Annotated in this window: 19 protein-coding genes; 15 read left to right on the plus strand and 4 right to left on the minus strand. The window is 54.5% G+C overall.

Translation table 11 applies throughout. The features are described from left to right. Positions 1–45: 45 nt before the first annotated feature. Genes FQ179_RS15150 through FQ179_RS15160 form a run of 3 tightly spaced genes read left to right on the plus strand, consistent with a single transcriptional unit; the run spans position 46 to position 2,867 of the window. Positions 46–579 carry a TRAP transporter small permease gene (locus tag FQ179_RS15150; protein ID WP_149398137.1) on the plus strand — a complete coding sequence of 178 codons (534 nt, stop codon included), beginning with the start codon at positions 46–48 and terminating at the stop codon, positions 577–579. Then, positions 576–1,853 (plus strand): TRAP transporter large permease subunit, encoded by a 1,278-nt coding sequence (locus FQ179_RS15155; protein WP_149398138.1) that lies wholly within the window; start codon positions 576–578, stop codon positions 1,851–1,853. The genes FQ179_RS15150 and FQ179_RS15155 overlap by 4 nt, the downstream gene beginning before the upstream one ends. 27 nt (positions 1,854–1,880) lie before the next feature. Then, on the plus strand, positions 1,881–2,867 hold the full coding sequence (locus FQ179_RS15160; RefSeq protein ID WP_149398139.1) for a TRAP transporter substrate-binding protein: 987 nt from the start codon (positions 1,881–1,883) through the stop codon (positions 2,865–2,867). A 466-nt stretch (positions 2,868–3,333) separates the two neighbouring features. On the opposite strand, the gene gyrB is transcribed toward FQ179_RS15160, so the two are convergent. The 3 genes from gyrB to dnaA all read right to left on the minus strand — a co-directional run bounded on the left by gyrB (position 3,334) and on the right by dnaA (position 8,408). Further along, positions 3,334–5,787, minus strand: a complete 2,454-nt coding sequence (gene gyrB / locus FQ179_RS15165; RefSeq protein WP_149398140.1) for a DNA topoisomerase (ATP-hydrolyzing) subunit B — start codon at positions 5,785–5,787, stop codon at positions 3,334–3,336. A 93-nt stretch (positions 5,788–5,880) separates the two neighbouring features. Continuing rightward, entirely contained in the window at positions 5,881–6,990 is a 1,110-nt protein-coding gene (gene dnaN, locus FQ179_RS15170) for a DNA polymerase III subunit beta (protein ID WP_149398141.1), read from the minus strand. A 2-nt stretch (positions 6,991–6,992) separates the two neighbouring features. Beyond that, entirely contained in the window at positions 6,993–8,408 is a 1,416-nt protein-coding gene (gene dnaA / locus FQ179_RS15175; protein WP_149398142.1) for a chromosomal replication initiator protein DnaA, read from the minus strand. Positions 8,409–8,710: 302 nt separating this feature from the next. Here dnaA and rpmH point away from each other — a divergent pair, with 302 nt between their 5' ends. From rpmH to FQ179_RS15235, 12 genes are all read left to right on the plus strand, one after another. Beyond that, a complete protein-coding gene (gene rpmH, locus FQ179_RS15180; RefSeq protein WP_137236684.1) occupies positions 8,711–8,845 on the plus strand; it encodes a 50S ribosomal protein L34 in 135 nt (44 codons plus the stop codon). Between the two features lie 49 nt (positions 8,846–8,894). Next, positions 8,895–9,281: a ribonuclease P protein component gene (rnpA, locus tag FQ179_RS15185; RefSeq protein ID WP_149398363.1), complete on the plus strand. Its 387-nt coding sequence runs from the start codon at positions 8,895–8,897 to the stop codon at positions 9,279–9,281. Beyond that, a complete protein-coding gene (yidD, locus tag FQ179_RS15190) occupies positions 9,278–9,607 on the plus strand; it encodes a membrane protein insertion efficiency factor YidD (protein ID WP_149398143.1) in 330 nt (109 codons plus the stop codon). The genes rnpA and yidD overlap by 4 nt, the downstream gene beginning before the upstream one ends. 107 nt (positions 9,608–9,714) lie before the next feature. Further along, positions 9,715–11,421: a membrane protein insertase YidC gene (gene yidC, locus FQ179_RS15195; RefSeq protein ID WP_149398144.1), complete on the plus strand. Its 1,707-nt coding sequence runs from the start codon at positions 9,715–9,717 to the stop codon at positions 11,419–11,421. Positions 11,422–11,650: 229 nt separating this feature from the next. Then, complete coding sequence (locus tag FQ179_RS15200) at positions 11,651–12,850, plus strand: ABC transporter substrate-binding protein (protein ID WP_149398145.1); 1,200 nt, start codon at positions 11,651–11,653, stop codon at positions 12,848–12,850. A 52-nt stretch (positions 12,851–12,902) separates the two neighbouring features. Then, entirely contained in the window at positions 12,903–13,823 is a 921-nt protein-coding gene (locus tag FQ179_RS15205) for a branched-chain amino acid ABC transporter permease (protein ID WP_149398146.1), read from the plus strand. A 23-nt stretch (positions 13,824–13,846) separates the two neighbouring features. Beyond that, positions 13,847–14,863, plus strand: coding sequence for a branched-chain amino acid ABC transporter permease (locus FQ179_RS15210; protein WP_149398147.1), 1,017 nt, complete (start codon positions 13,847–13,849; stop codon positions 14,861–14,863). A 64-nt stretch (positions 14,864–14,927) separates the two neighbouring features. Further along, entirely contained in the window at positions 14,928–15,671 is a 744-nt protein-coding gene (locus FQ179_RS15215) for an ABC transporter ATP-binding protein (protein ID WP_149398148.1), read from the plus strand. Continuing rightward, positions 15,671–16,384, plus strand: a complete 714-nt coding sequence (locus FQ179_RS15220; protein ID WP_149398149.1) for an ABC transporter ATP-binding protein — start codon at positions 15,671–15,673, stop codon at positions 16,382–16,384. Before FQ179_RS15215 ends, FQ179_RS15220 begins: the two co-directional genes overlap by 1 nt. A 115-nt stretch (positions 16,385–16,499) precedes the next feature. Beyond that, positions 16,500–16,757 carry a type II toxin-antitoxin system ParD family antitoxin gene (locus FQ179_RS15225; protein WP_149398150.1) on the plus strand — a complete coding sequence of 86 codons (258 nt, stop codon included), beginning with the start codon at positions 16,500–16,502 and terminating at the stop codon, positions 16,755–16,757. Further along, positions 16,747–17,046: a type II toxin-antitoxin system RelE/ParE family toxin gene (locus tag FQ179_RS15230; RefSeq protein WP_149398151.1), complete on the plus strand. Its 300-nt coding sequence runs from the start codon at positions 16,747–16,749 to the stop codon at positions 17,044–17,046. Before FQ179_RS15225 ends, FQ179_RS15230 begins: the two co-directional genes overlap by 11 nt. Positions 17,047–17,416: 370 nt before the next feature. Continuing rightward, positions 17,417–18,862: a catalase gene (locus FQ179_RS15235; protein WP_149398152.1), complete on the plus strand. Its 1,446-nt coding sequence runs from the start codon at positions 17,417–17,419 to the stop codon at positions 18,860–18,862. 157 nt (positions 18,863–19,019) lie between these two features. Here FQ179_RS15235 and FQ179_RS15240 read toward each other — a convergent pair whose 3' ends face one another. Continuing rightward, the gene (locus FQ179_RS15240) at positions 19,020–19,316 is read right to left on the minus strand and encodes a YciI family protein (RefSeq protein ID WP_149398153.1); all 297 of its coding nucleotides are present in this window, start codon (positions 19,314–19,316) and stop codon (positions 19,020–19,022) included. Positions 19,317–19,449: the final 133 nt, after the last annotated feature.

Raw genomic sequence — 19,449 nt, forward strand, 5'->3', positions numbered from 1 at the left:
TACTTCGGTCGCAGTCGACACTGCAAAAACGATAGGGAGGCAAGCATGATAAGAAAAAAAATCAGCCAACATGGGATTCTGGAACACCTTCTCGTTCTAGGTATGGCGGCAATGTGTCTGATGGTTTTTGGCAACGTGATCCTGCGCTACGTTTTCGACACGGGGCTGCAGTTCTCGGAAGAGGTATCCCGCTTCGTATTCGTGTGGCTGACCTTCATCGGCAGTATTGTCGCGCTCAAGGACGGCATACATTTGGGCGTTGACTCGCTACTTCGGCGCCTGCCAGCCAGGCCACGAATGGTGTGCTACTGGATCAGTCATATCCTCATGCTGTGGTGCTGTTGGCTGCTGTGGACCGGAAGCTGGGAACAAACGCGGCTCAATCTGCACAACCTGGCACCAGTTTCTGGCATACCTATTGCAATGATGTACGGCTCCGGCCTTGTCGCGTCAGCACTCATGGCGCCCATCTTGTTGAAAAACCTGTGGAAGACTGTCAGAGGCGGCTCGGCCATCTCGGCGCATGTTGACACAGGTCGCAGCGCTGACGTCCAGCTTACTAAGGAGGGGAAGGGATGACGGTATTCGTCTTCCTAGGTTCCTTGCTGGGCGCCATGAGCTTAGGCATGCCCATCGCCTTTGCATTGCTAGTATGCGGCGCCGCAATTATGCTGCAAATGGGCAACTTCGAATCGCAGATTATTGCCCAAAAACTGATCGACGGCGCAGACAACTATCCCTTGATGGCCATTCCCTTCTTTCTAGTGGCGGGCGAGCTCATGAACGCGGGCGGCCTGTCCCGCCGCATTGTTGCTGCAGCGATGGCGCTGTTCGGCCACTTGCGCGGTGGGTTGGGCTACGTTGTGATAGGCACGGGGTTGCTGCTCGCCAGCCTGTCAGGCTCGGCTATCGCCGACACGGCGACGCTGGCTGTCATGCTGGTGCCGCTAATGCGCGAGGCGGGCTACAACATCAATCGTTCCTGCGGGTTGATCGCGGCAACCGGTATTATTGCGCCGATTATCCCCCCATCGGTAGGATTCATATTGTTTGGCGTGACTGCCAACCTGTCCATTACCAAGTTGTTCATGGCCGGGATCGCGCCAGGCATCATGATGGGCCTGTCGTTGATTTCAGTGTGGTGGTGGTTATCCCGCCGCGAAGCCTTCAAATTACCCGCTAGAAAATCGGGTCGAGAAGTACTGCATGCCTTGCGCAACGCCATATGGGCGATCGTACTACCCATTCTCATCATCGGCGGCCTTCGTTTTGGCATATTCACCCCTACCGAGGCGGGTGTTATCGCGGCTGTTTATGCCTTGCTAGTGAGCCTGCTGGCGTACCGTGAACTCTCCATCGACGCGCTTTATATTGCGGTACTGAATGCCGCCAAAACATCGGCCGTCATCATGTTCATGGTCGCGGCGTCCATGGTGTCGGCATGGCTAATCACCGTCGCAAATGTCCCCATGCAGGTCGTGGCCTTGCTGCGACCGTTCATGGAAACTCCGGTCTTGCTGATGTTCTTGACGATGCTTGCAGTGCTCGCTATCGGCATGGCGCTGGACTTTACTCCCACAATCCTGATCTTGACACCCGTACTGATGCCGGTGGTCAAGGTTTCAGGGATCGATCCTATCTATTTTGGGGTGATATTCATCATGACCACGGCCATCGGCCTGATCACCCCACCCGTAGGCGCGGTACTGAACGTTGTGTGTGGCGTAAGCAAAATTAGCATGGAAGAAGCGGTGAAGGGCGTGATGCCATTTCTGATCGCGGAGATCTTTGTGCTGTTCCTGTTCATTGCATTTCCGGCGCTGGTCACAGTGCCAGCCTCATGGTTCTACTGAGCCACCTATCCGTTCAAGGAGATTACATTGAAGAACTTCAAACTGCTTGGCATCATACTGGCCTCTATGCTGGTCAACGCGACCGCCGTCGCGGAAGTCAAACTGGGTTACGTGCCCACGGAAGAACATCCTGTAGGACAGGGAGTCAAGTTTTTTGTTGAACAAGTCAAGAAGAAGACCAATGGCCGGATCGACATTGCCATGTATTCGGGCGGCATGCTCGGCAACGAACCTCAGATGCAATCGTCATTGCAAGGCGGCTTTCTGGAATTGATGGTTGGTCCTACATCCAATTTCGTCGGATCCATCAAGGAATTCGGCATATACGATCTGCCCTTCTTCTATGCTAATTTCAAGCAAGTCGATGCTGTCATGGATGGCGACATCGGACAGAAACTGTTCGATAAGCTCGATTCTGTTAAAACCGTAGGCCTCGCGTACTGGGACAACGGCTTTCGGCATATGACCAACGCCAAACGCAAGATTGAAAAAGTCGAAGACATCAAAGGACTCAAGATACGCGTCATCCCAAACCCACTATTCATCGGCACATTCGAAGCCTTAGGCGCCAACCCCGTGCCCATGCCCTACCCAGAGTTGTACAACGCGCTGGAAAGCAAGGCAGTCGACGCACAAGAGACACCCGTCGGCCTGATCTTGGCTAGCAAATTCTATGAAGTGCAAAAGTATCTGACTCTAACCGGCCACATCTACACGCCCTTTATGTTGTTAGCTAGCAAGAAATGGTTTAGCAGTCTGTCGCCAGAGGACAAGAAACTGGTTATGGAAGCAGCGCATGAATCTGCGACCTATCAACGCAAATTATCGCGCGACGCAGCGGACCAAATCGCACACGTGGTTCTCAAAGAGCACGGCATGGAAGTCACCGAACTTGCACCCGAAGAGCATGCCCGCATGCAGGAGCTGGTAAAGCCGGTGGTCCAGAAATACTCGAAGATCATAGGCAATGATCTTGTTGATCAGGCTCGAGCCGACATGGCCAAAGCCGAGTAGTTTGCCCCGCCCGCTAAAGTACTCTCAGGTTCTTGGGCGCGCACACCGCCTTTTGCATTTGATGCTGGACACCATCCGCATACATAGTATGCAAAAAGGTGGAGAAAAAATTCTTGCGTTTAATACAGTTTTAAACGCGCAACGCAATACGTGCAGAGAGTATCGTCGATGGAGACGCCCTTGATCAGCTCAATACGGTAAAAATACGTCTGCGGTCTCATTTAATGATGCCACTCTGCCTGCAGACAGCGACATTCTCGAGGTTGTCATTCCAGAATTTTCAAGTTACGGTTGAAGGAGCTACTCCGCACGCACGCCAGATTCGAAAAAACGGCATAAGTGCCCTTTAAGAGACGGCAAGACGTCACAAAAGCAGAGGTTGCATGAGTCTGAAACACACGAAGGCCATAAGTTTCTCAACTTATGGCCTTCGGATTCTCAGCTTATGCCTTCACCTACAGCAATCTTAAATATCAATATTCCCAGCCTGCAACGCATTGCGCTCGATGAACTCGCGGCGTGGCTCAACATGATCGCCCATTAACGTGGTAAAGACCTCGTCAGCGACGATGGCGTCGTCGACCTGAACACGCAACAAGCGGCGTACGGTTGGGTCCATCGTCGTTTCCCACAGCTGTTGTGGGTTCATTTCGCCCAGACCCTTGTAGCGCTGCTTGGTAATGCTGCGGTCAGCCTCGCCGCGCAACCACTGCATGGCTTCACGGAAGTCTGACACAGGCTTTTCTTTGCGTCGGTCGCCTTCACCCCGTGCGATGACGGCGCCCTTGCCGAGCAAGCCATTAAAGGTTTGCGCCGCCTTGGCAAGCGCCACGTAGTCAGCACCGCGCACAAACGTACGGTCAAACACACTGACGCGCACGTTACCGTGATGAATTCGGCTTACGATCAGTCGCCATGCGTCATTTTCTTCGTTGGCCTTCGCGGTTACGTTGACGACATGAGGCATTGAAGGGTCATAAATCGCTTCATACAGACGACGTGCCGACGCCTCGGCTTCGGCCTCATCCGACAGATTGATCTCGACGCCCTCTGCCATAGCAGACAGTGACTCGGAATCCATATGACGGGACAAACGGTTAATAACCGAGTCAGCCAATATGTACTGACGTGCCAGATCGCCAAGTGCCTCTCCACCAATAGGATCAGCGCCCTCGCGGGTTAGCAATGACGCATCTTTGAGAGCTACCTGCAGCATAAACTGTGCTTCTTCAGCCTCATCTTTAAGGTAGCGCTCTTCGCGACCTACCTTGACCTTGAACAGTGGCGGCTGCGCGATGTATATGTGGCCACGCGCGACCAGCTCTGGCATCTGACGGTAAAACAGCGTAAGCAGCAGCGTGCGAATATGTGCGCCATCAACGTCGGCGTCAGTCATGATAATGATGCGGTGATAACGCAGCTTGTCGATGTTGAAATCGGGGCCAATGCTGGTGCCCAGGGCGGTAATCAGCGTGGTGATCTGCTCGCTGGCAATAAGCCGGTCAAAGCGGGCCTTTTCAACGTTGAGCACTTTACCGCGCAAAGGCAAAATGGCCTGAAACTTACGGTCGCGGCCCTGCTTGGCAGAACCGCCAGCCGAGTCACCCTCCACAATGTAAATTTCGCTAAGTGCCGGGTCTTTTTCCTGGCAGTCGGCCAGCTTACCCGGCAGGCCTGCGCCCTCGAGCACGCTTTTACGACGTGTCATTTCACGGGCCCTGCGCGCTGCATCGCGTGCGCGGGCTGCTTCAATAATTTTATTGCACAGCGCCTTGGCATCGTTGGGGTGTTCGAGCAGCCAGGTTTCAAGTGTGCGAGCTACTGCCTCTTCAACGGCCGGGCGAACCTCGCTCGACACCAGCTTGTCTTTGGTTTGGCTGCTAAATTTGGGCTCAGGCACTTTAACCGACAGTACGCAGGCCAGGCCTTCGCGCATGTCGTCACCACTGGTGTCGACCTTGGCTCGTTTGGCCAGCTCGTTGTCGGCAATGTACTTGTTAAGTACGCGCGTCATGGCAGCGCGCAGACCGGTAAGATGCGAACCACCGTCGCGCTGCGGAATATTATTGGTAAAACACAGCACGGTTTCGGTGTAGCTGTCGTTCCATTGCATGGCCACTTCGACACCAATGGTGGCATCACCTACGACCGACTCTGTGGTCACCGCAAACACATTGCTGTGCAGCACAGTTTTGCTGCGGTTAATGTACTCAACAAACCCTTTGACGCCACCTAAAAAGGCGAAGTCTTCTTCTTTGCCATTGCGTTCATCAACAAGACGAATTTTGACGCCATTGTTTAGAAACGACAGTTCACGCAAACGTTTGGCGAAAATTTCGTAGTGGTATTCAATGTTCTCGAAAATTTGCGGGTCAGCCAGAAACCGCACTGTGGTACCTGTCGCGTCGCTCTCGCCGATAACCTTCAAAGCCTCGTCGCGTTCGCCGCGACGGAACATCATTTCGTGCGTTTTGCCATTGCGGCTGATCGTGAGCTGCAGCCACTCGGACAAGGCGTTGACACACGACACACCCACGCCATGCAGCCCACCTGACACCTTGTACGAGTTATGGTCAAACTTGCCGCCGGCGTGAAGCTCGGTCATGACAATTTCGGCCGCACTGCGGTGAAACTCGTCGTCTTTGTGAATGTCGGTGGGGATGCCCCGGCCATTGTCACTGACCGACACGCTGTTATCGGCATGAATGGTCACCACGATGTCATCACAATAGCCTGCCAACGCTTCGTCAATGGCGTTGTCAACGACCTCGAAAACCATATGGTGTAAGCCTGTGCCATCGGACGTATCGCCAATGTACATGCCCGGGCGCTTGCGCACCGCCTCGAGGCCCTTGAGCATCTTGATGGAATCGGCACCGTAACCTGTCGGGGTTGCGGCAGTCGTGGTTTGATCTGACATAGTGTATGTAACCTTTAATAAGCCTTGCGGCTGCTTGCTGGCGCCAGGCCAGAGGCCAGGCGCGCAGGAGGCGATGTTTGGATACGGTAACGCTTAAATACGCATGGGCATGACAACGTACTTGAAGTGCTCATCGTCTGGCGACGTAATGAGCGCCGACGCGTTAACGTCAGGCTGCACCGACCACTGAATGTTTTCGGTTTTGACGTTGGCCAGCACATCAAGCAGGTAGCTGACATTGAACCCAACATCGAGCGGCTCGTGGCTGTAATCGATATCGATTTCTTCTTGTGCCTCTTCTTGCTCGGTATTGGAAGATGAGATTTTGAGCTGGTTTTCAGACAGCTGCAAACGCACGCCTTTGAGCTTATCAGTCGTGAGAATGGCGGCACGCTGGAGCGCGCCTTGCAATGTCTCGCGGCTGATGGTGAAGTGGCGTGTGTAGTTGCTGGGGATGACCCGAGTAAAGTCGGGGAACTTGCCCTCAACCAGCTTGGACACCAGCTCGACATGGCCGAAACGAAAGCGGATCTGGCCCGTGGCAACATCAATGTGCACAGGCTCATCGGTTTCGGAAAGCAGGCGCTGCATTTCGAGTATAGTTTTGCGCGGCACGATGACATCGTGTTTGCTTTCTATGCCCTCAACCGGCGTACCGCTGTGAGCCAGCCTATGGCCATCTGTGGCGACCGCACGCAAGAAACCGGGCTCGAACACAAAGAGCAGGCCATTCAGGTAATAGCGAATATCTTGCTGGGCCATGGCGAAATGCACCATGCTGAACAAATGCTTGAGCGTTTTTTGCGGCAATGAAAATGAAACATCCCACTGCTCGGGTTGAGCCAGCGTGGGAAACTCGGCGGCCGGCATGGTTTGCAGCGCAAAGCGGCTTTTACCAGACTGCACGGCCAGCTTGGCACTGGCCAGCGAAAGCTTTACATCGCCCAGATCGGGCAATGCGCGCAGAATATCGAGCAACTTGCGAGCGGCGACCGTGGTAGATTCGTTTTCTTCGCCAACCCCGAACTCGGCATGTGTGGTGATCTGAACTTCGAGGTCAGTCGCGATAAAGGCAAGTTTCGTGCCTTCTTTGCGCAATAAAATATTGGCAAGAATGGGCATCGTGTTCCTGCGTTCTACGATGCCCGCCACGGTGGACAGCGGCCTGAGCACTTCATCGCGAGTCGCTTGTACGAGTTGCATGATTATCCTTTCAAGGTTTGTTCTAATACATGTAGAGCGTGATTAAGCTCGGTCTGCTTGGACCTTGCATCGGCGATTTTTCGTACTGCGTGCAGTACGGTTGTGTGATCCCGCCCACCGAACAAATCACCAATTTCGGGCAGGCTTTTCTGGGTAAGCTCTTTGGCCAAATACATGGCAACCTGACGTGGCATGGCTATATTGGCCGGACGACGTTTCGAGTACATGTCGGCCACTTTAATTTTGTAAAAGTCGGCCACGGTTTTTTGTATGTTCTCGACTGTAATCTGGCCATTTGACACCGACAGCAAATCTTTGAGCGCGTCTTTACATACGTCAACCGTTAATACCTCACGCCCATGAAAGCGCGCATAGGCGGATACCTTGCGCAGCGCACCTTCAAGCTCACGCACGTTGCTACGCAAATGCTTGGCGATAAAAAACGCCACTTCTTCGGGCATGGCGACGCCCTCGGTTTCAGCCTTGTGCAGCAAAATAGCAACACGCATTTCGAGCTCGGGCGGCTCGATGGCCACGGTAAGGCCAGAGTCAAAGCGCGAGATCAAGCGGCTGTCTATATTGGCCAGCTCTTTGGGGTATGTGTCTGAGGTAATGATGATTTGCTTGCGCTGCGCCACCATGGCCTCAAAAGCATAGAAAAACTCTTCCTGGGTACGGTTTTTGCCTGCAAAGAATTGAATATCATCAATGAGCAGCAGGTCAAGCGAATGGTAATAACGCTTGAACTCATCAAATGCCCTGCGCTGATAGGCCTTAACCACATCAGATACATACTGATCAGCGTGCACATAGCGCACACGCGTGCCTGTGCCATTTTCTATCATGGCATTGCCGATGGCGTGAATAAGGTGGGTTTTACCCAGGCCCACTCCCCCATACAGAAACAGCGGGTTATACGAAACCCCGGGGTTTTCGGCCACCTGCAGCGCCGCAGCGCGCGCGAGCTGGTTGGCCTTACCCGTTACGAAGTTTTTAAACGTAAGGTCGGCGTTAAGCCGCGACCTGTCGTGCATGGCATCGGCGATGGCCGCAGCAGGCGCTGATGAGGCAGCGGGCGTGCCAATGGCCCCAGATACCTGCACAGGTGCCAGGCCCAAGCTTGGGGGAGGCGCAGGCGTGCGCCCGGGTGCCGCGCTACGGCCTGCCGCCCCTGCAGACCCCAATTCAAAGACCACCTGCACGGGACGCTTGTACCAGTCGGTCGCAAGCTGCTCTATCTGGCTGGAAAAATTTTTGCGCACCCAATCGAGCTTGAAACGATTGGGCGCAGCAACGCGCAGTACCGCCTGTTCGTCGTCGAACGCAAGCGGTACCAGAGGGCGTATCCAGGCGCTGATTTGTTGTGGAGGTAGATCCTGCTCCAGTCTCTGGACGCAGGACTCCCAGAATTCTTTCATATCCGTCACTTCAGTAAACCTCGATTCTACCCTGTTGAAGGGGTAGTTATCCACAAGCAGACACCATAACAGCCAACTACTTACACGCTAAGCAGTTGACTAAACGTAAAAAATTTGATGAAATGGCAGGCTTGACACCGAATTTTCAACCACCCGGGCTGCCAACAAGCGTTAATTGGCGGGGTATTTGTCGGCTCGTCATGTGCGGGCCCTAGGCGGCGGGCACATCTGGCTATTTAGCTTACAAGCGTCAAAACGCAAGCCTTCAGGCGGCTCCGGGCCGTTCTTTTTATTGGATTATCATGAAACGCACCTTTCAACCATCAGTTACTCGCCGCAAGCGTACCCACGGTTTTCGTGTGCGCATGAAAACTCGCTCGGGTCGCGCCATTATTAATGCGCGCCGCGCCAAAGGCCGCAAGCAACTGGCCGTCTAAGCCAGTTGCTTCTGACGCTGGCCAGCAACAGGCTGTCAGCGTCGCTGCCATCATGCGCGCCACATTTCCTCCTGCGGCACGCCTGCACCGCCCCTCAGAATTCGCCTCGGCCCTCAAAGGCCGGCGTATTGCAAGAGGGGCGTTGTTTGTTGTAAATACGCCCAGACCTGCTCCTGACGGCGTACACGCCGACACTGGCACCTGCACAGAGCCTCGTCTTGGGCTAATCATTGCCAAGCGCTTTGCAGCACGATCAGTCACCCGCAATGCCATTAAACGCGTGTTGCGTGAAGCTTTCCGACAAAAACGGCACGCTCTGCCCTGTCGTGACTATGTCATACGCCTGAATGCAAAAGTGGCCGACCAGTCGCTGACGCAACTTAAAAAGCAGGTACGCGCCGAGGTTGACGCCCTGCTTGAGCAGGTTTGCCGATGATCCGTGCCTTGCTAATCGCCCCCATTCGGTTCTATCGATATTTTCTAAGCCCCTGGGTGGGGCATGGCTGTCGCTTTACCCCCACATGCTCCGTGTATGCCATTGAGGCCATCGAAACACATGGCGCCATCAAGGGTTTATGGCTGGCGGCCAAGCGTATTGGCCGCTGTAACCCCTGGTGCCAGGGCGGGCATGATCCTGTGCCGCCGGGCAAGAATAAACCCGGGCATAGTCATAAACATCTGCACAAACATGAACACGGGCCTGAATGCGAAGCTCACCACGATCACCGGCAGCAACCTCGTGCTCCTCACCAGCGACTTTAGGGCGTGCCAGGGCAAGTTGCCCCCCCATTCATACTGCTCATCACGTATTCAGCTGAGCTACGTTAAACTGTTGAGCTTTTGCTCGGCTTCAACTTGAAACAGGCGCTATGGACATCCGACGCACCATCCTATGGATGATATTTTCTTTCTCACTATTGCTGCTATGGAATAACTGGCAGGTACACAATGGCAAGCCTTCGCTGTTTGGCGGCTCGCCAACGGCCACGCAGACCACTGCAGCCAAAACGGCAAGCCCCGAAGGCCATGCCGACACCAGCATACCGGGCCCGGCCCCAACGGCAACCCCTGCGACAGCCACTGCTGCTGCCGGTGACACCAACGTACCTGGCGGAAAAGCCCCTGCAGCGGCCAGTTCTTCAGAGAAAGTTACCGTCACTACCGACGTATTCAATCTGACGTTCGACACCCTGGGTGCCCAACTGGTCAAGGCCGAGTTGCTCAAGTATGACTTGTCCAAAAAAGATCCCACCCCAATGGTGCTGTTCGATAACACAGCGCCGTACATGTATGTGGCCCAAACTGGCATCGTAGGTGCCCCACAGGGCCAAAGCTACCCCACACATCTAACACCGTTCCGGCTGGTTTCCACGCAAACACACCTCACAGGCGATACGCTTGATGTCGTGTTCGAAGCCGAAACCGATGGCGTTAAGGTTGTTAAAACCTATACGCTGCACCGTGACCGCTACGACATCGGCGTGCGTCACGATGTATTCAACGAAAGCGGTAAGGCCATCGCTCCGTCGTTGTACCTGCAGCTGACGCGCGACGGGCATGATCCTTCTGATTCCTTCGCCTTCTACAAAACCTTTACTGGCCCCGCGCTGTACTCGTCCGAAGACAAGTTCCAGAAGATCAGCTTTTCAGACATCGACAAAGGCAAAGCCAAATACATCAAGCAGGCCGACGACGGTTGGATCGGCATGGTGCAGCACTACTTCGCCACGGCTTGGGTGCCTCCAGAAGGCGTAACGCGCCACAACGAAGTCATCAAACTACCAAACGATCTGTACACCATCCGCACCATTGAGGCCGTCGGCACCATTGAGCCAGGCAGCAGCATTTCGGTACCGGCTAACCTGTGGGTAGGCCCGCAAGACCAGAAAGCCATGAGCGCGTTAGCGCCAGGGCTGGAGCTGGTGGTCGACTATGGCTGGCTTACCATCATTGCCAAGCCAGTGTTCAAGATCATGACGTGGATTCACAGCGTACTGGGCAACTGGGGCTGGACTATCGTCGTACTGACCATGCTTATCAAGCTGGTGTTTTACCCGCTCTCGGCCGCCAGCTACCGCTCCATGGCCAAGATGAAGCTGGTAACCCCACGCATGAAGGCGCTGCGTGAAAAGTTTGGCGACGACAAGGCCAAGCTGAATTCAGCCATGATGGAGATGTACCGTACCGAAAAAATCAACCCATTGGGCGGTTGCTTGCCCATGGTGGTGCAGATCCCGGTATTTATTGCGCTCTATTGGGTACTGTTGGGCAGCGTAGAAATGCGCGGTGCACCGTGGATACTCTGGATTCAGGATCTTTCAGCCCGCGATCCGTGGTTTATCCTGCCCGCCATCATGATGGCCACCATGTTCCTGCAGATCAAGCTGAACCCTACACCGCCCGATCCTACGCAGGCCAAGATCATGATGGTCATGCCTCTGGTTTTCGGCGGTATGATGTTCTTCTTCCCCGCAGGTCTGGTGCTGTACTGGTGTGTAAACAACGCTATTTCAATCGCGCAGCAACGCTATATCATGCACAAACTCGATAAAGAAACGGCAGCAGCCAACCGCTAGTAGGCTCGCACGCCACATGGCGCCCGTCTAAGTCACCCGCTGGGTGGTTTGGGCGGGCGCCATTTTGTTGTACCGTCATTGGGTTATTCCCGATAGAATTTGCTTTAAGCCTAATGTAACTTGGCTAAATAATAATGATGCCTATATCGGTGACCGTTTCTGCCCCGGTTTGGCTGTACAGCTTTATACATAACAATGAATCGCGCATCCCACGCGAACAGGAGACCTCATGAAACTTGCCCTATCGCCATTACGGCGTGGCCTATTGCGCCACGGCCTCGTCGGCGCGCTGCTTTGCAGCGCCCTGGGCGTAAGCCCCAGCTTTGCACAGGACCCCGTAAAAATCGGGTTTATCGGCACCATGTCGGGGCCTGGCGGCGCGCTGGGGCAAGATCAATACGACGCGTTCATGCTGGCCATTGAGCAAAATGACGGCAAGCTGGGCGGTGTGCCGGTCAGCGTCGTGCGCGAAGATGACCAGCTAAAGCCCGATGTGGGCGTACAGGCAGCCACGCGCCTGCTCGAAAGCGAGCACGTTCCCATTATTACGGGCGTGACGTTTTCCAATGTGATGATGGCCATTCACAAGCCCATCACGGATGCCGGGGTATTTTTCATTGGCTCGAACGCTGGCCCGGCTCCCATTGCCGGCAAGCAGTGCTCGCCGTATTTTTTCTCGACATCCTGGGATAACGACATGTTGCACGAGGCAGGCGGCCAGCTTTCCTCTGATCTTGGCTACAAAAACATGTACGTAATGGCGGCCAACTATCAGGCCGGTCGCGATGCAGTTTCTGGCTTCAAGCGTGATTACACGGGCAAGGTCATCGACGAGGTGTACACACAGGTTAACCAGCCCGATTATTCAGCTGAAATCGCACAGCTACAGGCAGCCTCGCCAGATGCCGTCTATGTGTTTTACCCTGGTGGCATGGGCGTCAATTTCGTCAAGCAATACCGCCAGGCGGGGTTGTTGGGCAATCTTCCGCTTATTTCGGTGTCGACTATTGACGGCTCTACGCTGCCCGCCCTCAAGAAGCTGGCCATTGGTGCCATTACCAGCGCCCCTTATGCGCCCAACCTCGATAACGCGCAGAACAAGCAGTTTGTAAAAGCCTTTGTTGAAAAATACAAGCGCGCGCCTTCCATGTATGCAGCGCAATCGTATGATGCAGCTAACCTGATCGCCTCGGCACTCACCAAAGTCAAAGGTAACCTCAGCGACAAAGAAGCTTTCCGCGCTGCACTTAAAGAAGCAAACTTTGATTCAGTACGCGGCAGTTTCAAGTTTGAATCAAACCAGTTTCCTGACGCTCCCTTTTATCGCGTTGATGTGGTCGAAGGAAAAGACGGCGCAGAGCTGAGTGCGACCACACCCATCAAGATCAAGACACGTGCCGGGTTTGCCGAACAGTGCAACATGAAGTAAGAACGTTACCGGGGCCGCTTTGTCGGCCCCGGGGTGCTGCACGGAGGCCTACTTGAGCCCGACTTTATTCGTACTCCAATTGCTCAACGGCCTACAGCTGGGGGTGTTGCTATTTCTGATGGCGGCTGGCCTGACGCTGGTGTTCGGGATTATGAGCTTTGTAAATCTGGCGCATGGCTCCATGTACATGATGGGCGCTTTTTTTGCTGCGTCGCTATACAACTACACGGGCTCGTTCATACTGGCGGCGGTCCTGCTGGTACCGGCCATGATTGCGCTAGGGCTGGCCGTAGAGTGGATTGCCCTGCGCAAACTGTACCAGCGCGATCACCTTGACCAGGTGCTCGCTACCTTCGGCCTCATCCTGTTTTTCAACGAACTGGCGCGCATGATCTGGGGCGCATCACCGTATTACATGGAAGTGCCAGAGTTTTTGACTGGTGCCGTCAATTTATTTGGTATTCGTTACCCCAAGTTCCGCCTGCTCATCATTGGCAGTGGCCTGTTGGTCGCATTGGGCTGCTATGTGCTGATCCATCGCACACGCATAGGCATGCTGATTCGCGCAGGGGCAAGCAACCGCACCATGGTGGGCGCGCTGGGCATCAATATTGTGCTGCTCAACTCCATGGTATTTGCGCTGGGGGCTGTACTGGCGGGTATGGCGGGCCTGCTGGCCGGGCCCATTATGTCGGTGCAGGCAGGCATGGGCGAGCCTGTGCTTATTCTGACCATGGTGGTCATCGTGATCGGCGGCATAGGCTCAATACGGGGCGCGTTTTATGCCGCCCTCATCGTGGGCGTCGTCGACACCCTGGGTCGCACGTTGTTGCCCTCGGTGTTACGCACCATGTTCGAGCGCAGCGCCGCAGACATTGCCGGGCCGGCACTGGCTTCCATGATGATTTACCTGCTAATGGCCATTGTTCTGGCCATAAAGCCCCAGGGACTGTTCCCGGTACATAACACTTGATACAGCCTCACCGCGCCAACCAAATGTCTTCTGCAACCAGCATTATTCCTGCTCCGCCCTCTCCGCGTTCTCTTGGCACTGTGGTCGGCATTGTGCTGCTCATCGCCCTGGCATTGGTGCCATTGCTGGCCAGTAATAATCCTTTTGTTGTCACCCTATTTTCACGTATTCTGGTTTTTGCTATCGCAGCCGTGTCTCTCAACCTGATTCTTGGCTATGGCGGGCTGGTCAGCTTCGGGCATGCCCTGTATCTGGGTCTGGGTGTCTACAGCGCCAGCATTCTCAGTTTTCATGGCATAGATAATGGTTGGGTACAGTTGCTGGTCACGCTTGTCGTCTGCTGTCTCATTGGTCTGCTCACGGGTGCCATCGTGCTGCGCACGGCCGGCATCGCATTCATCATGATTACGCTGGCCTTCGCCCAGATGTTCTATTTTCTGTTTGTCAGCCTCAGTCAATATGGTGGCGATGATGGCATGCGACTGGCTTCTGGCAGCAAGTTCAGCGGCATTGATCTAGCCCAGGCGAATACGCTTTACTGGGCTGCCTTCGTGCTTTTGTGCGTCAGCCTGTACGGGACCCATCGCCTCATCCACTCACGCTTTGGCGTTGTACTGCGGGCCAGCAAGAGCAATGATCGGCGCATGAAGGCGCTGGGCTTTCCAACCTTTCGCTATCGCCTCGCCGCGTATGTATTATCGGCTGCGCTATGTGGCATGGCCGGGCTGTTATTCGCCAACCTTACCGAGTTCGCGTCACCCTCTTATATGTCGTGGACGACCTCGGGAGAGCTTATTGTCATGGTAATGCTGGGCGGGCTGGGAACCTTGTTCGGGCCACTGGTCGGCTCGCTCGCCATGATACTGACCGAAGAAGGCCTCAAGATGTTGACGCAGCACTGGATGGTTATTTTCGGACCGCTGATTGTGCTGGTTGTAACGGTCAGCCGGCAAGGCATCATAGGCGTACTGCATCTGGCCCAAGACCGCCATACGCAACGCAGCGTGCGCCCCGATCTTCCCGTACGGGAACAGCCATGAAGTACACCACTGCCACCTTATCTGCGGTCCAGCGCACCTTAACGATCTTGCGAGCGAGCGCGGCATGAGCCTGTTATCTGTACGCAATCTGGTAAAGCGCTTTGGCGGTCTGGCGGCAACCGATGGTTTTGACTTTGATCTGTTGCCTGGCGAAACCCACGCCATCATTGGCCCCAACGGCGCCGGCAAGAGCACACTGATTACGCAACTGGCAGGTGAGCTAAAGCCAGACAGTGGAAAAATCTTGCTTAACGGGCAAGACATTACCCATGAGCGGGCCGAACAACGGGCACTACGCGGCATTGCTCGCTCTTACCAGATCACGTCGGTGCTCTCTTCGTTCACCGCGCTAGAAAACGTCATGCTGGCGGTACAAGCACATCAGGGTCACAGCTTTAAGTTCTGGACGCCCGCATCACGACAGGCCTCGCTTACCGAGCCAGCCAGCCTGGCCTTGGAACGCGTGGGGCTGGGGTCACGCATGCATGTGCTGGCTTCCGACATGGCTCACGGCGAACAACGCCAGCTTGAGCTGGCCATGGTACTGGCCGGGCAACCCAAGCTATTGCTGCTGGATGAACCCATGGCGGGCATGAGCCAGGCCGAATCAGAACAAATGACTGAACTGCTGCTAAGGCTGAAAGGGCAATACGGCATTGTGCTGGTAGAACACGACATGGATGCAGTCTTCCGCCTGGCCGATCGCATTACAGTGCTCGTGTATGGTCGCGGTATTGCCTGCGGCCTGCCCGAACAGATACGCACCAACCCAGAAGTTCGCATGGCCTACCTTGGAGATGATGCGTAATGCCAGCGCCATTGCTTGACGTTGACCATATAGATACTTTTTACGGGCCCAGCCAGGCGCTGTCGGGCATGTCGTTTAGTGTGATGCCCGGTCAGTTTGTGACCTTGCTGGGGCGCAATGGCATGGGCAAAACGACCAGCGTGAAGTCAGTCATGGGGTTGATGTCACCGGCGCGAGGCACCATACGTTTCGACGGTAAAAATATTGCTGGCCTGCCTGCTTACCAGGTGGCCCGCGCTGGCATAGGGCTGGTCCCCGAAGGCAGGCAGGTGTTTCCCAACCTGACTGTGCACGAAAACCTGGTGGCCACTGCACATAATCGCCAGGGCCAGGCGTCGCCATGGACACAAGAAAAAATCTACGCGTTGTTCCCACGACTGGATGAACGATCAGGCAACCTGGGCGCCAATTTATCAGGCGGTGAACAGCAAATGCTGGCCATTGGCCGGGCGCTAATGACCAACCCCAGGCTGCTTATTCTGGACGAAGCCACTGAAGGGCTAGCCCCGCTCATACGCAATGACATCTGGCACTGCCTTACTGAACTCAAAGCGTCGGGCCTGGCCATCATATGCATAGACAAAAATTTAAATTCTTTGCTGCCGCTGGCTGACCATCACTATATTGTCGAGAAAGGCCGCGTGGTGTGGTCAGGTAGCTCTACAGAGTTGCGAAACCAGCGCGAGCAGCTGCAGGGTTATATGGGTGTGTAGAAGGGGCCTGTGAGCCGATGCAGCGCCGGCGCTGCTGCATTTGAACTGTTGAACCAGAATTGAAGTGTATTACTTGTTGGTATATGCTGATATTGTCTTGAAAACAGGAGCGGTAATGACACACAACACATCCGTATCCCTCGGAGATCACTTTACCGGCTTCATCATCGATCAGGTGCGCACGGGGCGCTACGGTTCGGCAAGCGATGTTGTGCGGGCGGGGCTACGGCTTCTGGAAGAACACGAGGCCAAGGTTAAAGCCCTACAAAATGCCCTAATCGCTGGCGAAGAATCCGGTGAACCCCAGTCGTTCGATAGTGAAGCTTTCCTGGCACGCATGCACGCAAAGCACGCTCACAAAGATGCCGGGTAAAGATAAGACCTATAGGCTTGCACCGCTGGCGCAGGTAGATCTCGAAGATATTTGGCTTTATACGCTACAAAAATGGTCACGTGAGCAAGCCGATACTTACCACCGCGAACTCGTCGCAGTGTTCGAGGGGCTAGCAGCAGGTCGGAAACAGGGCCGGGCAGTTGATATACGCCCCCATTATCTAAAATACCCCACTGGAGCACATATGGTTTATTTTCAGGATCATGGCGACTGGCTGGCAATCATTCGTATCCTGCATCAGAAGCAAGATGTGAGCCAGAACCTCTAACGTTCCAAAGCCGTAAAACCTAACGACTGGCACTTCCTTAAGTTTCAACTTACACGAAATAATGACTACCTATTTCGTCATGATCAGCGCATAGCCCCCCAATCACACCAAAGTAAGCCCGATCTCGTAACGGGCATAACGAGCGGATGCCCTTGTTATGCATACAGCGGTGCATGGATTCGAACGGTTCATTCCCAGATAAATAGCAAATACCTATCACTATCTAAGTATTAATCAATTTTACTTAACAAGTCAGAATGACTAGACTTTGATCTGTATTGAATACGCTTCGCACGATTTTCATTACGATAGAGTTGTTCCAGGCGCGGCATCTTGACCGTTGCCATGATGATTTGTTTGAGGGGGCTTCATGAAAAAACTAACCACCGCCGCTGGTGCGCCAGTCGTCGATAATCAGAACACCATGACGGCCGGGCCGCGCGGCCCGGTACTGATGCAAGATGTCTGGCTCATGGAAAAGCTGGCGCACTTTGACCGTGAAGTGATCCCCGAGCGTCGCATGCACGCCAAAGGCGCAGGTGCTTACGGTACGTTTACCGTTACTCATGATATTTCCAAGTACACACGCGCCAAAATATTTTCTGAAGTTGGCAAGCAAACACCCATGTTTGCACGCTTCTCGACCGTGGCAGGCGAGCGCGGCGCCGCAGACGCCGAGCGCGATATTCGCGGCATCGCCATGAAGTTTTATACCGAAGAAGGCAACTGGGATCTGGTTGGCAACAACACACCCGTCTTCTTCTTTCGTGACCCGCTCAAGTTTCCCGACCTGAACCACGCCGTAAAACGCGACCCGCGCACCGGTATGCGTAGCGCGCAAAACAATTGGGAGTTCTGGACAGGCCTGCCCGAGGCTCTGCATCAGGTCACCATTATTATGAGCGACCGCGGCATCCCCGTTGGCTTTCGCAATATGCACTTGTTTGGCAGCCATACGTTCAGCTTCATCAATGCCGAAAACGAGCGCTTCTGGGTCAAGTTCACGTTCAAGACCAAGCAAGGCATTAAAAACCTTACTGACGCTCAAGCCTGTGAACTGGTTGGCCACGATCGCGAAAGCTCACAGCGCGATTTGCACAAAGCCATCGAGGCCGGCGACTTCCCGCGCTGGACCCTGTATGTACAGATCATGCCTGAAAAAGAGGCAGGGTCTTACCACCTTAATCCCTTTGACCTCACCAAGGTGTGGCCACATGGCGATTACCCCCTGATCGAAGTGGGCACAATGGAACTGAACCGCAACCCTGAAAACTTCTTCGCCGAAGTGGAACAGGCTGCCTTCACACCTGCCGCCGTCGTACCCGGCATCAGCTTCTCTCCCGATCGCATGCTGCAAGCCCGTCTGTTCTCATACGGCGACGCACAGCGCTACCGCCTGGGCGTTAACCATCACCAGATACCCGTCAATACGCCCAAGTGCCCGTATCACAGCTACCATCGAGACGGCGCCATGCGGGTTGATGGTAACTACGGTGGCATCACCGCGAACGAGCCCAACGCCAGCGGCGAATGGGCGGAGCAGCCCGAGTATCGCGAACCGCCGCTGTCGCTGGAAGGTGCCGCCGATCACTGGAATCACCGCGTCGATGAAGATTACTTCTCGCAAACCGGCAATCTGTTCAGGCTGATGAATGACGAACAGAAAAAGGCTTTGTTCTACAACACAGCGCGCGCAATAGCCGGTGTAAGCAAAGACGTGCAGGCCAAGCACATCGAGCATTGCACTGCGGCCGACCCGGCCTATGGTGCTGGTGTAGCGAAGGCAATTGAAGAAGTCGAAGGCATGAAAGCTTAAGTGCTGATCACTCGGTAGCTTTCTTTGGAAACACAGGGCAGACGCGGCGTGCGCCGCGCCTGCCCTGTTGTGTTATCCCTAGTGCGTTATGCGAGCTTTAGTGACATACTCGGCCGCTGCCAACATCAAGCACTTAGGGCTCACGACTACACGCCTTCTACAAATAGGACTTGCCGTCCAGATAAGCCTTGCGCCATCGCGTAATGCTCACACGTTCGAACAGGCCAGCCGCCGTAAATGGATCAGCATCGATAAAGTCCTGAGCTTCGCCACGCGTTTCGACATTAACAATATAAACACCACCTGTGCCGCCTGAACCATCGTCCTCAAGCTTGGCGCCACACGCCAATAGCAAGGCTTTGTTCTTTTCCAGAAACTGCAAATGTTCTTCACGCGCAGACTGGCGCAATGCAAGGCTGTCAGGCTTGTCGAAGGTTTCAATCAGGTAAGGCATGTTGGCTCCTTGATGTTGTTGTTTGATGTTGTTGTTTGATGTTGTTGTTTGATGCGGTTGTTTGATGCGGTTGTTGGATGCAGTTGTCTAATGTAATTGAATGATGTTGTTGTTTGATGTCGTTGATTTATCT

Origin of the sequence: Pusillimonas sp. ANT_WB101 (assembly GCF_008369125.1) — a bacterium.
GTDB lineage: Bacteria > Pseudomonadota > Gammaproteobacteria > Burkholderiales > Burkholderiaceae_B > Allopusillimonas.